The sequence below is a fragment of the Rhizobium sp. USDA 4016 genome, from assembly GCF_056279705.1.
In genome coordinates this window covers 3,008,534-3,023,227 of record NZ_JBWCCY010000004.1, presented here as the reverse complement: position 1 = coordinate 3,023,227, position 14,694 = coordinate 3,008,534, and the positions used below count along the sequence as shown (strand labels likewise).

Here is a 14,694-nt window from a genome sequence, read left to right as displayed (position 1 = left end):
ATTGCGGCAAAACAAGTGCATTTCAAGAACCGCAACCCCATAATTCTAAAGGAGTTCATCCTTCAGGCAAAGGCACGAATTCCTCTTCGTCCCCCGGAACGATGTCGAAGCGGCCGGTGCGCCATTCCTCCTTCGCCATCTCGATACGCTCCTTGGAGGAGGAAACGAAGTTCCACCAGATGTACCGCTTCGAATTCAGCGCCGCACCCCCAAAGAGCATCAGGTGACAGCCCGCAGGACCTGCCTCAAGCGTGATCGCGTCGCCTGGCCGGAAGACGAGCAGCTGATCCGCGGCAAAGCGGTCGCCGGCGATGATGACTTCGCCCGAAAGCACATAGGCTGCGCGCTCTTCATGGGCCACGCCGAAGGGGAACCTGGCGCCTGGTTCAATATCGAGGTCGGCATAGAGCGTGTCCGAAAACACCTTGACCGGCGACGTCATGCCTTCGAAGGAGCCGATGACGACGCGCCCTCTGACGCCACGTTCATAGATCAGCGGCATCTCGCTTTTTTCCGTATGGGCAAAGGAGGGGTCGATTTCTTCCTTGTCGTCCGGTAGTGCCAGCCAGGTCTGCAGGCCCGACATCAGCAACGGGTGACCACGCAGATTGTCGGGCGTGCGCTCCGAATGCACGATGCCGCGTCCGGCCGTCATCAGGTTGATGTCGCCGGGCCGTATCACCTTCTCGGTCCCAAGACTGTCCATATGCCGGATTTCGCCATCGAAAAGGTAGGTGACTGTCGACAATCCGATATGCGGATGCGGCTTCACATCCAGCGCCTCGCCAGGCTTCAGAATCGCCGGTCCCATCCGGTCGAAGAAGATGAACGGCCCCACCAGCCGCCGCTGGCGCGTCGGAAGCGCCCGCCGCACCTGAAAACCGCCGATATCGCTGGTGCGCGGAATGATCAGATTCTCGATGGCGTCGCAGGCGAAGGCGTCACCGGGCAGCGGGTCTTTACCGGGGAAGAAGGACATGGCGGTTCTCCGAGCACGAGGGCGCGACCAGCAATAGCGCCTGGAGGGCCGCCGCGAAAGGGTTCATGTTCGTCAGATGGCTGTGAAGCCGTTATCGACGAAGAGATGGGCGCCGTTGACGAAGCTGGATTCGTCGCTCGCCAAATAGAGCGCCGCCCTCGCCACATCTTCCGGCTCGCCGATCCTCCCCTGCTGCGCAGCAATCGCGGCGTCGGAAACATCGACCCCAAACGCCTGTAAGTCGGCCACCTCACGAAGGCCGTGCGGCGTGCGGATGAAGCCGGGGCAGACAGCATTGCAACGGATGTTGCGGTCGCGGAATTCCACCGCAATCGCTCGCGCGAACATATGCACTGCACCCTTGGTCGTGTCATAGAGCACTTCCATCGGCGTCGCGGCAACGGCGGAGATGGACGAGGTACAGACGATCGATCCGCCGCCTGCCGAAATCATCTTCGGCAACACGGCCTTTGTCATCAGGAACATCGAGCGCACGTTGACGGCATGCAGCCAATCCCATTCCTCAAGCGTCGTTTCCAGGAACGGCTTGATGACGATGGTGCCCGCATGATTGAAGAGCACGGTAACGGCGCCATAGCGCTCCTCGATACCGGCAACGGCCGTGTTCACCGCTTTCTCGTCGGAAACGTCGGCAATCCAGTAATCGGCTTCACCGCCTGCATCCCGGATGGCCGTGGCGGTCTGCGCCGCCGCCTCGCCATTGCGGTCTATGATCGCGACACGAGCGCCTTCGGCCGCAAACAGCTTTGACGCTGCGCCGCCCATCCCGGTCGCACCGCCCGAGATGATGGCAACCTTGCTCTTCAGCCTATCCGTCATTCTGAACTGTTCCCTCTGCTGTTGTGTGGGGGATGTTAGACTGACGATTTGCTTCCGGCCAGAAGTCTTGGGAGAATGTTTTACGGGCTCACGCCCCGTCCAGCGGCTCCGTGCCCTGCGGTTTGCCGGCGCGGTCGAGCCGGATCTTCTCGATGCGGTTTTCGGCCGCCGAAAGCAGCGTCTCACAATGCTTCTTCAGCGCTTCGCCGCGCTCGTAGATTTCGATGGATTCATCGAGCGCCACGTCGCCGCGCTCCAGGCGGGCCACGATGCTTTCGAGTTCGGCAACCGCCTTTTCGAAGGAAAGACCGGAAACCTCCGGCTTGGCGCTGTCAGTCATACTCAACCCTTCATCAATCGAAGCACATGCAGGCCTGCCGATTCGGCAAGCCCTTCCAGATCATAGCCGCCTTCCAGCAGGCTGACGACCCGGTTGGAGGCGCTTTTGTCGGCTATCTCCAGCAATCTTCCAGTCGCCCAGTCGAAATCCTCGCCGACGAGATTGATCTGCGCCAAGGGATCGCGGTGATGCGCGTCGAAGCCGGCAGAGATGATGATGAGGTCCGGCCGGAAATCGACAAGCGCCGGCAGCACGCGCGATTTGAATGCCTCGCGGAAATGATCGCTGCCGACATTCGGCGAAAGCGGCGCATTGATGATCGTGCCGTGCTTGCCGCTTTCGTCCTTCGCTCCCGATCCCGGATAGAGCGGCATCTGATGCGTCGAGCAGAAGAGCACGGAGGCGTCGTCCCAGAAGATGTCCTGCGTGCCGTTGCCGTGGTGCACGTCCCAATCGACGATCGCGACACGCTCGGCGCCATGGCGCCTCTGGGCATGGCGCGCGGCGATCGCCGCATTGTTGAAGAAGCAGAAGCCCATCGCCGTCATCTTCTCCGCGTGATGCCCCGGCGGGCGGGCGGCGACGAAGACGTTGTCGGCCTTGCCGGTGAAGACGTCATCCACCGCAGCCATGGCCGCACCGACGCCCGTCAGCGCCGCCTGCAGGCTCTTCGGGCTCGCATAGGTATCGGCCTCGATCTGGTTGATCTCGCCCTCTTCTTCGGGAATCTGGCGCATGACGGCGCGCAGATGTTCCTCGGGATGGGCAAGCAGCACGGCCTCCTCGTTCGCCTGCGGCGCCTCCTTGCGCTCCAGCCGCTCGAAATTCGGATGGCCGAGCGCGACGTTGATTGCCCGCATCCGGTCCGGCCGCTCGGGATGGCCCGCGGGCGTGACATGTTCGAGAAAGATCGGGTGTTCGTAAAGGCGGGTGCTCATGCGGATACTCTTATCGCTTGCCCCAGTCATGATCCACAGCAGATGGCGCGAATGCCGGCAATTTCAACATACGCGCGGTGTCGTGCGCATGTCACCTCCACCGTTTACTTCGGCCTGTGTCGCCATTAGTCTTTCAGCAGGGAAGTGAGGATAGGCAGGCAGATGGCAAAATCAGCGCGCTCGAACGGAGCGGAAATACGTGTGCCGTTTCGGGATGTCGACATGCATGGTGAGATGTTCATCTCGTCCTATATTTCCTATGCCGAATCCGTACTTGCAAATTTCTGGCTGACGCGGCCGGAAGTGGAAGGCGAGCCAATTTATACTGCAAGCAAGATTTCCTGCATCCTGCACCGGCCCTTGCACTACGACGAACTGATGGAATTCACCACTGCGGTCGACAAGATCGGCGTTCGCTCCGTCGGCTTTCTGATTGCCGTCGAGGCGGAAGGCGAACGCGCCGCCGAGGTCGAGATCATCTGGCAGGCGCGCAATCGCGAAGACCTGTCGCCGGCCGCGCTCCCTGAAGAAACGCGCGACTGGCTTTACAGCTTCGTTGATTAGGCTCCGATCCTAAGCACGTGCAGGCAGCAGCGGATAGCCGACCATGACGGCGCGGCCGGCGAGCGCTGCGACGAACGCCTTGATGACATCGCCGGGGACGAAGGCCATCGAGCCGACGAACGCCTGTTGCAGGCCGACGCCGGCAGCGACCGCGAGATAGGCGATCCCGAAAGCATAGAGAACGACGATGCCGCCGATCGCGGATGCGAGGAAGAAGCCGACCGTCTGCACGAGGCCGGACTGCTCGGCCTTCACCAGGCGCTCGGCGACATAGCCGGTGACGAAGGCGGCAAAGAGCCAGCCGATGAGGAAGCCGGTCGTCGGTGCGGCAAATGCCGCAAGGCCGCCGCGGCCGCCTGAAAGCACCGGAAGGCCGATCGCAACAAGAACAAGCACGATCAGCACGGCGATCGCGCCGCGGCGCGCGCCGAGCACGACGCCTGCCATCATGACGCCAAGCGACTGCGCGGTGATCGGCACCGGAATGAAGCCGAGCGTGATCGGCGGCAGAATGCCGAGCGCCACGATGATTGCGGCAAAGAGGGCTGAGAGAACGAGGTCGCGGGTGCTCATCATGGGCTCCGTGTTTACAGAATGTTAACTGACATGCCGCCGAACGCCGCGCGCGTCAATCGCTGCGGCAATATTATCCGCATCTCTGAGCGTGAGGATGATCAGCGGCGCAAGCACCGTGACGGGCCGCACCTTAATGCCGCGGGCTGCATGCGCCTCCTTGATCGCCTGGTAGCGGCCAAGGATTTCCGGCACGAAACGGACGACGAGACCGACCGCAAGTCCGACATCGTTCGCCGCCACCAGGCCGGCCCGCTCCAATGGGCGGGCAAGCAGCGTGATCTCGTCGATGAACTCGCTGATCGTCGTTGTTGCCGTCACCGCCGCCGCAAAGAGCATCAGCGCCGTCAGCCGCAGCAGCGCCTCGACCGCGCCATGCCAGGGATTGAAGGCGAGGCTGAAAAGTGCCACGACGAGGATCGTCAGCAGCACGGGCTTCAGCCGTGCAATCGCCAGCCCGAAAGGCAGGCCGAGGCTGAAATAGACGGCCCCTGTTATCAGCACGCCAAGCGAAAGCAGAGGAATGTTGCGGGTGGTGAAGAGAATGACGCCGAGGATCGCAAGAACAAGCAGCTTCGAGCGCGCCGGAAGCCGGTGCATGATGCTGGTTCCCTCGACATAAAGCGATTGCATCAGGCGGTAATCTCCCGGTAGCGCGCGATTGCCTCGGCCGCCGGCGCATCGGCGGCAAGCCTGCCCTCGTGGAAGAGCAGGACGCGGCCGAAATCCGCGACCAGTTCCAGATCATGGCTGATCACGATGGCGTTTTCAGGCAGGCCCTCGATGATCTTCTGCACCAATGCGCGATTCTTGAGATCGAGCTGGTTCGTCGGCTCGTCGAGGATCAGGATATCCGGGCCGGTCACCAGAACCGCGCAGAGGGCGGCGATCTGCAACTCGCCGCCAGAAAGCTCGTGCGCCCGGCGCGCTGCCAGATGGGCGGCATCGAAGCGGCCGAGTGCAGCTTCAACCTTCGCTTCGATCTCGGCCTTCGAGAAGCCGCGGCCCTTCAATCCGAAGGCAATGTCGTCGCGCACGATCGGCAGGATGATCTGGTTCTGCGGCTGCTGGAAGATGAAGCCGACATCCGGAAGGGCCGAATGGGAGTCGGCCGTGTCCCGGCCATTGACGATCACGCGTCCGGCTGTCGGCTTCGTCAGACCATTGATCAGCCGCGCGAAAGTGGTCTTTCCCGAACCGTTGAGGCCGATTACGCCGATGCGGTTTTCCGTGAGAGTGAGGGTCAGCGGCGAGAGCGCTTCGCGCGCGCCATAAGTGACTGCAGCCCCTTCGAAACGGATCTCCAAATCATTCCCCTGTCACAATCCGATGCTGCTTCTATAGCCGCAGCGTCAAAAGTGCAAAACCGGGTGGCTAGGAACATTTTCCCGAATATGATGTGCCCATGACGAATCTCTTTTCGAACAGCGATGCCCGCCGCGTCTTCCTCGCCAAACAGGGCCTCAGCTCTCCGCCGAACCGCGCCCTGACCAAGGCCGGGCTGCTGCAGCTGATCCATGATATCGGTTTCGTGCAGGTGGACAGCATCCAGACGGTGGAGCGGGCGCATCACCAGATCCTCTTTTCCCGCAACCAGACATACAGACGCGAACACCTGACCGCGCTCCTGGAGAAGGACGGCGCGCTGTTCGAACATTGGACGCACGACGCCTCCATCCTGCCGAGCGCCTTCTTCAAATACTGGAAGCACAAATTCCGGCACCAGGAAGAGGTGCTCGTCGAGCGCTGGCGCAAATGGCGCGGCGAGGGTTTCGAGCATGCCTTCGACGAGACCTACGAGCGCGTGGCGCGCGACGGCGCGATCATGGCGCGCGAAATCAAGGCCGACGGACACACCTCGGGCGGCTGGTGGAACTGGCATCCTAACAAGACCGCGCTCGAATATTTCTGGCACACCGGCAAGTTCGCCATCGCCGGCCGCTCCAACTTCCAGAAGATCTACGATCTGGTCGAGCGTGTCATCCCCGCTGAATTCCGCGATCCGGAAGTAAGCCGGGAGGAGTTTGTCGATTGGGCGTGCCGAAGCGCGTTGAAACGGCTCGGTTTTGCGACACACGGCGAAATCGCCGCCTTTTGGAATCTGCTGTCGCCGGACGAGGCCAAGGCCTGGGTTTCAACCCATCGCGACGAACTGACCGAGATCCTGATCGAACCGGCGCTCGGCGGCAAGCCGCGCCCCTCCTGGGCCTTCGCGGATTTCCTTTCGACGCTGGATGGCTATCTCGAGGCTCCGGCGCGCATTCGCGTCTTGAGCCCCTTCGATCCGACGATCCGCGACCGCAACCGCACCGAACGCCTGTTCGGCTTCTTCTACCGCATCGAGGTTTTCGTACCTGGGCCGAAGCGCGAATACGGCTATTACGTCTTTCCGCTGCTCGAAGGTGACAAACTCATCGGCCGCATCGACATGAAGGCCGACCGCAAGCAGGGGACGCTGGATGTGAAGCGGCTATGGCTGGAGCCCGGCGTGAAGGCTTCTGCGGGACGGATGGAGAGGCTGCGAGCGGAACTGGAGCGCGTGGCGAAGTTTGCGGGGGTGGAGAAGGTCGTGTTTCTCAAGGGGTGGAGGGGTTAGCCGCGTGGCACTTCTCCCCAGCGGGAAGAAGTGCCGGAGCCTAGCTCGGCACGAGATTGTCGGAACGCCCCGCTCATCCGGCCCGCCGGGCTGCCTTTCTCCCCGGGCAGAAGGGAACCTCTCACCAAATCTCCGTCTTTGAAATCTTGATTCCAAATCCCTCCAGGCCGACATAGTGTCGCTCGCGGCTGGTGAGCAGCCTGATCGAACTGACGCCGAGGTCTTTCAGGATCTGCGCGCCCAAGCCGATTTCCAGCCATTCGCTTTCGCGGCTCTTGGCTTCGGCGTGGGCTTCGCGTCCCTGGCTGCGGGCCTTGCGGCCGTTGTCGTAGTGGCCCACGCCCACGGAGCCTTCACGGAGGTATACGATGATGCCGCGGCCTTCCTCGGCGATTTTCTGCATATAGTGGTCGACCGGGCTCTTCTTGCCGAAGAGGTCCTCGGCGACATTTTCCGGGTGCAGGCGCACTGGGATGTCGATGCCGTCGCGTATATCGCCGAAGACAACGGCGAGGTGCTGCATCGGATCCCAGGGGAGCGAGTAGGTGTGCGCCTTGGCCTTGCCGAACGGCGTCTCGATATCGAAGCTGGCGCCGAGTTCGATCAGCGTTTCCTTGCGCTGGCGATAGGCGATGAGGTCTGCGACCGAGACGAGCTTCAGGCCATGCTTTTCCGCAAAATCGATGACCTGCGGCCCGCGCGTCACCGTGCCGTCGTCATTAACGAGCTCGCTGATGACGCCGATCAGCGGCAGTCCGGCGAGCCTGCAGAGATCGACGGCCGCTTCCGTATGGCCGGAACGCATCAGAACGCCGCCTTCGCGGGCAACGAGTGGAAAGATGTGGCCGGGCCGGACGAAATCGCTTGCACCGACATTCGGATTGGCGAGATTGCGCACCGTCAGCGTGCGGTCGTCGGCGGAAATGCCGGTGGTCGTGCCGTGCTTGAAATCGACGGACACGGTAAACGCCGTCGTGTGCGCGGAGTCGTTTTCGGCCACCATGGCGTTGAGGTTCAGGCGCTTCGCCTCTTCTTTCGGCATTGGCGTGCAGACGATGCCGGAGGTATGGCGGACAATGAAGGCCATCTTTTCCGGTGTGCAATGGACGGCGGCGACGATCAGGTCGCCTTCGTTCTCCCGGTCGTCGTCATCCATGACGACGACGATTTCGCCGGCTTCGAAGGCCCGGATGGCATCGACGACACGCTTCTGGTCATAAGGCATGGGACAGTTCCTATTTCAGCCGGCCGGTCTGGCCGCGGTCGCGAAGGTAGTGGTCGGCGATGGCGCAGGCGACCATGGCTTCGCCGATCGGCACGGCCCGGATGCCGACGCAGGGGTCGTGCCGGCCCTTGGTGCGGATATCGACATTGTTGCCATCGGCATCAATCGAGCGCCGCTCGGTGAGGATGGAGGAAGTCGGCTTGATCGCAAACCGCGCGATCACCGGCTGACCGGTCGATATGCCGCCTAAAATACCGCCGGCGTGGTTGGAAAGAAACAGCGGCTTGCCGTCATTGCCCATGCGCATCTCGTCGGCGTTTTCTTCGCCGGTGATTTCGGCGGCGCCGAACCCATTACCTATCTCGACGCCCTTCACGGCATTGATCGACATCAGCAGCGAGGCGATGTCCTGGTCGAGCTTGGCATAGATGGGCGCACCAAGCCCGGCCGGAACACCTTCAGCCACGACTTCGACGACGGCGCCGATTGAGGAGCCGTTCTTGCGGATGCCGTCAAGATATTCCTCCCATACGGGAACGATCTCAGCATCCGGCGAGAAGAAGGGATTCTGGTTCACCTGATCCCAATCCCAGTTCTGGCGGTTGATCTTGTGCTTGCCGATCTGCACGAGAGCTCCGTGAACTCTCATGTTCGGCACGACGAGACGGGCAATCCCGCCGGCGGCGACACGTGCCGCGGTCTCGCGAGCGGAGGAGCGGCCGCCGCCGCGATAGTCGCGGATGCCGTATTTGACGTCATAGGTATAGTCGGCGTGGCCGGGGCGGTATTGCCGGGCAATCTCGCCGTAATCCTTGGAACGCTGGTCCGTGTTCTCGATCATCATCGCGATCGGCGTTCCGGTCGTAGTCATCGTCTCGCCGTCGGCATCCAGCATCACGCCGGACAGCACCTTCACGAGGTCCGCCTCGCGGCGCTGCGTCACGAAACGCGACTGGCCGGGCTTGCGCTTGTCGAGCCAGGCCTGAATGTCTTCCAGCTTGAAGCGCAGGCCGGGAGGGCAGCCGTCGACGACGCAGCCGAGCGCCGGGCCGTGGCTCTCGCCCCAGGTTGTTACGCGGAAGAGATGACCGAATGTATTATGCGACATGTGTTCCGACCACGCGCGGCAACCCGCGCCATTCTCCAAAATGCGCGACACTCATAGGCTAAAAAGAGGTTGGGGCAAAAGCCTTTCTTTGCGCGAAATCCACGTGAGGAAGAAATGCTGTTTCCACAATTTGCAAACGATGCGGGTTTTGGACGTCATCGGCAATGAGAAATGCCGCGGCCCCTTCGTCCGCCACTGCTGGCACCTTCTCCCCGTTCTGACGGGCAGAAGGGGGCATGCCCACCCTTCTTCAAATCTCGGCGCTGGGTATGGCAAGTTCCCTACGCCCCGTTTACGGGGAGAAGCGTTAAGGCCGGGGCAAATCATGCGATGGAGAGCGGCACAAAATCGCAAACAGCTATTTAAAGCCGCTCAGGAAGCGATCCGCCATGCCGCACCATCGGCTGCGGCGGCCGTGAAGTCGTCGAAGGAGAGGGGACGGGAGAAGGCGTAGCCCTGCAGCAGGTCGCAGCCAAGATCGCGCAGCATATCGGCGTGCGAAATCGTCTCGATCCCTTCCGCCACCGTTTCGACGCCGAGCGAGCGGGCGATGTCGATGATCGAGCTTACCAGTGCGCGCTCCTGCGGAGAGTTGAGGATCGGCTGCACGAGCTGGCGGTCGATCTTGAGCCGTTTCGGCTTCAGCTTCAACAGGCTGACGATCGATGTATGGCCGGTGCCGAAATCGTCGATTTCGATGTCGATGCCGAGCGCCTTGATGCGGTCGAGGTTGTGAGCCGCCACATCCTCGCTTTCGTCGAGGAAGATCGATTCCACCAGTTCGAATGAAAGCTCGCCCGGGCGTATCTGCAGGTCGCTCAGCGATTCGAAGAGGCTACCGTCATGCAGCCGCCGCGCTGAAACATTGACGGAGACCTGCGGCACTGAAACGCCGAGTGCTGCCCAGCGCATCTTGTCCTTCAGTGCGGTTTCGAGAACGATGCGGTCCAGCGCCTGCACCACGTTGATCTCGTCGGCGATGCGCAGGAACTTGTCCGGCGTCAGCAGGCCGCGGGCCGGGTGGTTCCAGCGCACCAGCGCTTCGACACCGGTGAGCCGCATTGTTCGCGCGCAAAATTGCGGCTGGTACCAGGCGGTGAATTCGCCATTCTCGATGCCGGCAAGGATCTCGTCGGCGATGCGCTTGCTGTTGATGATGTCGGCCTGGAGGTTCTGGTTGAAGAATTCGTAGCGGTTCCGGCCCAGGCTCTTTGCGCGGTAGAGGGCGATATCGGCGTTGATCAGCACCTTGCGCGCGTCGACATGGATGCCGTTGGCAAGCGCGATGCCGATCGAAACGCCGCAGCGGCAAGGGAAGCCCTGGAAATTGACGGGCTGGCGCATTTCTTCGATGATCCGGCCCGCTAGCGCGGCCATATCCTCGTCGCTGGCATCGAGTGCGAGGATGACGAACTCGTCGCCGCCGATGCGCGCGACGACATCGCTGCCACGGACATTCTTCGAAAGAACCTTCGACGCATGCACCAGCATCGCGTCCCCGGCTGCGTGGCCGAGCGTGTCGTTGATTTGCTTGAAGCGGTCGAGGTCGATGTGGAGGATTGCGAATTTCTGCCGCTGCGACCGGCTGCCGGCCGTCAGGTTTTCGAGCGCGATGTCGAGCTTGCGGCGGTTGGCCAGTGCCGTCAGCGGATCATGCAGCGAATTGTGCTCGATACGATTCTTGGCAAGTTCGAGCTCGATATTCTTGGCAACCGCTTCGTCCTTCGCTGCCTTCAGCTCGGCGGTCAGCAGCGCATCTTCCGTGACGTCGAGCGCGACGCCAATGAGCTTCAGCTGACCTGTCGCCGTCTGGTGCACCTTGCCGGTCGAGCGGACGTAGCGAATGCTGCCGTCCTCGGCCGGCACGCGGCAAATGAGCGTGTGCTTGTCGCCGAGCTGCTTGAAATGCCGTGCGCTTTCCAGCGCAAAAGCACGATCTTCCGGGTGAATGCAGGAAAGCCAAACATCCTGGGGCATGAATCCCTGCCGTGGTTCCAGCCCGTAGAGCTCGTGCATGCGTTCGTCCCAGACCGAGCCGGCAGTGCCGAGCGTCGTTTCCCAGATGCCGCACTGATAGGAATCGAGCGCCAGATCGAGGCGGGTTGAAAGTTCGGCAAGCTGCGTCTCGCGGCGGGAGAGCTCGTCCAGTGCCAGTTCCAGCTCGGCATTCTTGATATCGCTGTTTTCTTTTGCCTTGCGCAGCATATCGGCTGCCTCCGCGTCTGTGGTCACGTCCGCGACGATGCCGATCGTCCTGCCGGTTCCGCCCGCATCCGTGTAGAAGGAGCCCACCGAGCGCAGATACCGGATGCGGCCGTCCGAAAGCCTGATACGGTACTGCGCCGTGCAGGACGTACCTGCCAGGCTGCAGTTGAAAAAGTGCGTCTCGGCGATTGGCCGGTCTGCCGCCACGATTGCCTCGAGCCAGCTTTCAAGGGGATGGCTGCCCTCGCCGGCCGGCTGGCCGTGAAGGCCCGAGGCGCGCGTGTCCCAGTAAAGGCTGTGGCCGTGATCCTGCAGTTCCCAGATGCCGATATTGGAAGAATCCAGCGCCAGGTTCAGCCGCTGCGAAAGTTCGAGCAGCTTCGTTTCGCGGGCCTCGAGTTCGTTGACATTGCGGGTGCGCTCGCCAAGAAGCAGGGTCGCGAGGAAGATCGGCACGATGATGACGCAGCCGGCAGCGATGATGATCAAGCGAAGCTGAAGCTGGTTCGGCGGAGCTTCGTTCCATCCGGTCGTCGGCACGGCCGAAAGCTCCCAGCGCCCGCCCGCGAAGGTGATCTTGCGGCGGAGCGGCTGCTTGTCGAGCACATCGGCGCTGCCGAAGAAGGGAAGGGCGCGTTGCTCGGCCACAGTCCCCAGGTCGCGCACCGCGATCGAAAGATGGTCGAGATGCGGGTAGCGTTCCTGGTTTTCGCTATTGCGCGCGGGTTTGAGGCCAGTGTTCTCGTAGAACATATCCTGGTCGATCGTGACTTCGACCGCACCCCAGATCTTGCGCTGCCCGTTCTCCTTGATGAAGATCGGGAAGAAGATCGCGAAGGCATCCCTTCCGCTGCCGATCTTGACCGGGCCGTAGAAACGCGCCTGCTGGTCTCCCGTATTGCGCCCGACGGACTGGCGCAGCATCAGCTTTTCACGCACGTCCTTGCCGATGCGGCTCTTGCCGGACTGCGCCGGGAAGACGTTGCCGACGACGAAATCAGGTGCGACGGTGATGCTGACGAAATGGGGATATTGGATGAGCAGCCAATTGATCTGGCGCTCCATTTCTTCATCGTTGGCTTTTGCGCTCACGGAAATCATGTTGGACAGATCGCGGACGACGGTGACGTCCATATTGATCTGTGCCGCCATGCGGGCGCGAATGAGGTTCGTCTCGTTTTCTGTGCGGATCTGCAACTCTCGCAGATAGGCCGCAGTATTCGCACGGTCGAGCGTGAAGCCGACCGCAACGACCACAAATGCGACGAGGGTCGAAACCAGCAGTGAAACCCAGGTATTCTTGAGTACCCGCCGCAACTGAATATTGGCGCCCAGCCGGAAAAGCAAAAATATGTCTCCCTGTTCGGCGGAACTCTAGGAGGAACCGGTTAATTTACGATTTCCCGATGGTTCATCTTTGCGGCTTGCAATTAAGAGCACTCTAATGGTTAGCGGCTGCTCTTGATTGTTGTTAAAATGCTATTCATCAATGAGGCGCGGAAAGCCATTCTTCCGGGCAATTTTCGCCATATTCAGGAGCTTATCTGTGTTTCACCGGATTTTTGCGTCGAGTTTCAAGAGGGTTGCCGCGATGCGTTTTTTTGTTGCCACGCTGCTGGCCACAGCAAGTTTCCTGTCGCCCATCAGCAGCTTTGCGGAAAGCGCCGACGTCGAAGCGATCATCAAGAAAGTCGACATGAGCAGCCTCAGCCTGACACTCGATGACGGCAAGACATATCAGGCGCCCGAGGAGTTCAACTTCGATGGGCTGAAGGCCGGTGTGAAAGTGGTGATCTTCTACACGGAAGTGGACGGCAAGCGGGTGATCAACGACCTCGATATCGTGCAGTAATTAGAGACTATATCCAGCCGATCAGTCTTCTCGCGGTGTCGATCTTCAAGATTCGGTCCTGCGGAATTTCCCCCTCGGCAGCCTCGTGCTTCGGCAGATCGGCGATCATCTTGAAGAGGCTGCGGATGACGCCGCCATGCGTGACGCAAACGGTCGGGCGCTCGACGGAGTTCAACCATGATCGGATGCGCCACGACATGATTTCGTAGCTTTCGGCATAGTCGCCCGGCGGGATGAAATCCCATTTGTTGATATTGCGCTCGATGATGCGTTCGCGCTGGGTCGCCTTCAGTTCCCGGATGGTGAAGCCTTCCCAGTCGCCGAAGGAAACTTCGACCAGCCGGTCGTCGCTGCGGTAGTCCTTGGGCGGCAGGCCCATTGCCGTGCGCATGATCTCCATCGTCTCGCGCGTGCGCTGGAGCGGGCTTGCAACGAAATCGAAGGAAATGGCTTCGACCCTGAGAATCTCGGCCATGTCGATGCCGTTCAGCCGCGCCTGTTCACGGCCGATGACATTCAGCGGAATATCCTTCTGGCCTTGCAGACGGCGTTCGGCGTTCCAGTCGGTCTGACCATGTCGGACCACATAGATGAGCAAGGCAGATTCCGCTTGATTGGACTTCGATCAGTCCTTGATAACTGAAATATCCGGCGCGTCTACCGCCTTCATGCCGATCACATGGTAACCGCTGTCGGCGTGGTGTACTTCGCCGGTGACCGAACGCGAGAGGTCAGACAGCATGTAAAGGCCGACATCGCCGACGTCTTCGATGGTGACGGTGCGGCGGAGCGGAGCGTTATACTCGTTCCACTTCAGGATATAGCGGAAATCGCCGATGCCGGACGCTGCCAGCGTCTTGATCGGGCCTGCCGAAATCGCATTGACGCGGATGTTCTTCGGTCCGAGATCGACGGCGAGGTACTTGACGCTCGCTTCGAGCGCAGCCTTTGCAACGCCCATGACATTGTAGTTCGGCATGACCTTCTCGGCGCCGTAATAGGTGAGCGTCAGCAGCGAGCCGCCCTCCGTCATGAGCTTCTCGGCGCGGCGTGCGACGGACGTGAACGAGTAGACGGAAATCTGCATCGTCTTGGAAAAATTGTCCGGCGAAGTATCGACGTAGCGGCCGGTCAGCTCGTCCTTGTCCGAGAAGCCGATCGCGTGAACGACGAAATCGATCTTGCCCCACATCTTTTCGATGTTCTCGAAAACCGCATCGATGCTCGCTTCATCACTGACGTCACAGTGGCCGGCGAGTACGCCGCCAAGTTCGGCAGCCAGAGGCTCGACGCGTTTTTTCAGGGCATCGCCCTGATATGTAAAGGCAATTTCGGCGCCCTGTGTATGAATGGCTTTGGCAATGCCCCACGCAATCGAACGATTGTTGGCGACGCCCATGATGACGCCACGCTTGCCTGACATGAGGCCTGTTGCTTGAGCCATATTTTGCCCCCTAATGAACCAATTGGAAAT

The 14,694-nt window shown here is 61.0% G+C and carries 15 protein-coding genes; 3 read left to right on the top strand and 12 right to left on the bottom strand.

The genetic code is table 11. The features are described from left to right. Positions 1-55: 55 nt before the first annotated feature. The 4 genes from ACZ9DP_RS30680 to ACZ9DP_RS30665 all read right to left on the bottom strand — a co-directional run bounded on the left by ACZ9DP_RS30680 (position 56) and on the right by ACZ9DP_RS30665 (position 3,097). Positions 56-979: a pirin family protein gene (locus ACZ9DP_RS30680; protein ID WP_074066878.1), complete on the bottom strand. Its 924-nt coding sequence runs from the start codon at positions 977-979 to the stop codon at positions 56-58. A 72-nt stretch (positions 980-1,051) separates the two neighbouring features. Then, the gene (locus ACZ9DP_RS30675; RefSeq protein ID WP_074066879.1) at positions 1,052-1,819 is read right to left on the bottom strand and encodes an SDR family NAD(P)-dependent oxidoreductase; all 768 of its coding nucleotides are present in this window, start codon (positions 1,817-1,819) and stop codon (positions 1,052-1,054) included. Positions 1,820-1,907: 88 nt separating this feature from the next. Then, a complete protein-coding gene (locus tag ACZ9DP_RS30670; protein ID WP_022716503.1) occupies positions 1,908-2,159 on the bottom strand; it encodes an exodeoxyribonuclease VII small subunit in 252 nt (83 codons plus the stop codon). A gap of 2 nt (positions 2,160-2,161) precedes the next feature. Then, on the bottom strand, positions 2,162-3,097 hold the full coding sequence (locus ACZ9DP_RS30665) for a histone deacetylase family protein (protein ID WP_476204537.1): 936 nt from the start codon (positions 3,095-3,097) through the stop codon (positions 2,162-2,164). 162 nt (positions 3,098-3,259) lie between these two features. Between ACZ9DP_RS30665 and ACZ9DP_RS30660 the strand changes: the two genes are divergently transcribed. Beyond that, complete coding sequence (locus tag ACZ9DP_RS30660; RefSeq protein WP_476204536.1) at positions 3,260-3,661, top strand: acyl-CoA thioesterase; 402 nt, start codon at positions 3,260-3,262, stop codon at positions 3,659-3,661. 9 nt (positions 3,662-3,670) lie between these two features. Here the strand turns inward: ACZ9DP_RS30660 and ACZ9DP_RS30655 are convergent, their stop codons facing one another. Genes ACZ9DP_RS30655 through ACZ9DP_RS30645 form a run of 3 tightly spaced genes read right to left on the bottom strand, consistent with a single transcriptional unit; the run spans position 3,671 to position 5,541 of the window. After that, positions 3,671-4,234, bottom strand: coding sequence for a biotin transporter BioY (locus tag ACZ9DP_RS30655; RefSeq protein WP_092583447.1), 564 nt, complete (start codon positions 4,232-4,234; stop codon positions 3,671-3,673). A gap of 24 nt (positions 4,235-4,258) precedes the next feature. Further along, positions 4,259-4,867 (bottom strand): energy-coupling factor transporter transmembrane component T family protein, encoded by a 609-nt coding sequence (locus ACZ9DP_RS30650; RefSeq protein ID WP_476204535.1) that lies wholly within the window; start codon positions 4,865-4,867, stop codon positions 4,259-4,261. Further along, positions 4,867-5,541 (bottom strand): energy-coupling factor ABC transporter ATP-binding protein, encoded by a 675-nt coding sequence (locus ACZ9DP_RS30645; RefSeq protein ID WP_194729132.1) that lies wholly within the window; start codon positions 5,539-5,541, stop codon positions 4,867-4,869. The genes ACZ9DP_RS30650 and ACZ9DP_RS30645 overlap by 1 nt, the downstream gene beginning before the upstream one ends. Positions 5,542-5,639: 98 nt before the next feature. On the opposite strand from ACZ9DP_RS30645, the gene ACZ9DP_RS30640 reads away from it, so the two are divergent. Beyond that, entirely contained in the window at positions 5,640-6,830 is a 1,191-nt protein-coding gene (locus tag ACZ9DP_RS30640) for a winged helix-turn-helix domain-containing protein (RefSeq protein ID WP_476204534.1), read from the top strand. 121 nt (positions 6,831-6,951) lie between these two features. On the opposite strand, the gene ribB is transcribed toward ACZ9DP_RS30640, so the two are convergent. The 3 genes from ribB to ACZ9DP_RS30625 form a co-directional block, all read right to left on the bottom strand. Beyond that, positions 6,952-8,055, bottom strand: a complete 1,104-nt coding sequence (gene ribB / locus ACZ9DP_RS30635) for a 3,4-dihydroxy-2-butanone-4-phosphate synthase (protein ID WP_022716496.1) — start codon at positions 8,053-8,055, stop codon at positions 6,952-6,954. A gap of 10 nt (positions 8,056-8,065) precedes the next feature. Continuing rightward, complete coding sequence (gene aroC / locus ACZ9DP_RS30630; protein WP_039844176.1) at positions 8,066-9,163, bottom strand: chorismate synthase; 1,098 nt, start codon at positions 9,161-9,163, stop codon at positions 8,066-8,068. Positions 9,164-9,535: 372 nt separating this feature from the next. Then, a complete protein-coding gene (locus tag ACZ9DP_RS30625) occupies positions 9,536-12,715 on the bottom strand; it encodes a bifunctional diguanylate cyclase/phosphodiesterase (RefSeq protein ID WP_476204533.1) in 3,180 nt (1,059 codons plus the stop codon). A gap of 244 nt (positions 12,716-12,959) precedes the next feature. Between ACZ9DP_RS30625 and ACZ9DP_RS30620 the strand changes: the two genes are divergently transcribed. Beyond that, positions 12,960-13,220, top strand: a complete 261-nt coding sequence (locus ACZ9DP_RS30620) for a DUF1344 domain-containing protein (protein ID WP_476204532.1) — start codon at positions 12,960-12,962, stop codon at positions 13,218-13,220. Positions 13,221-13,227: 7 nt separating this feature from the next. Here ACZ9DP_RS30620 and ACZ9DP_RS30615 read toward each other — a convergent pair whose 3' ends face one another. Together ACZ9DP_RS30615 and fabI are read right to left on the bottom strand one after the other, a co-directional pair. Continuing rightward, positions 13,228-13,818, bottom strand: a complete 591-nt coding sequence (locus ACZ9DP_RS30615; RefSeq protein WP_476204531.1) for a histidine phosphatase family protein — start codon at positions 13,816-13,818, stop codon at positions 13,228-13,230. Between the two features lie 27 nt (positions 13,819-13,845). After that, positions 13,846-14,664 carry an enoyl-ACP reductase FabI gene (gene fabI / locus ACZ9DP_RS30610; RefSeq protein WP_039844179.1) on the bottom strand — a complete coding sequence of 273 codons (819 nt, stop codon included), beginning with the start codon at positions 14,662-14,664 and terminating at the stop codon, positions 13,846-13,848. Positions 14,665-14,694: the final 30 nt, after the last annotated feature.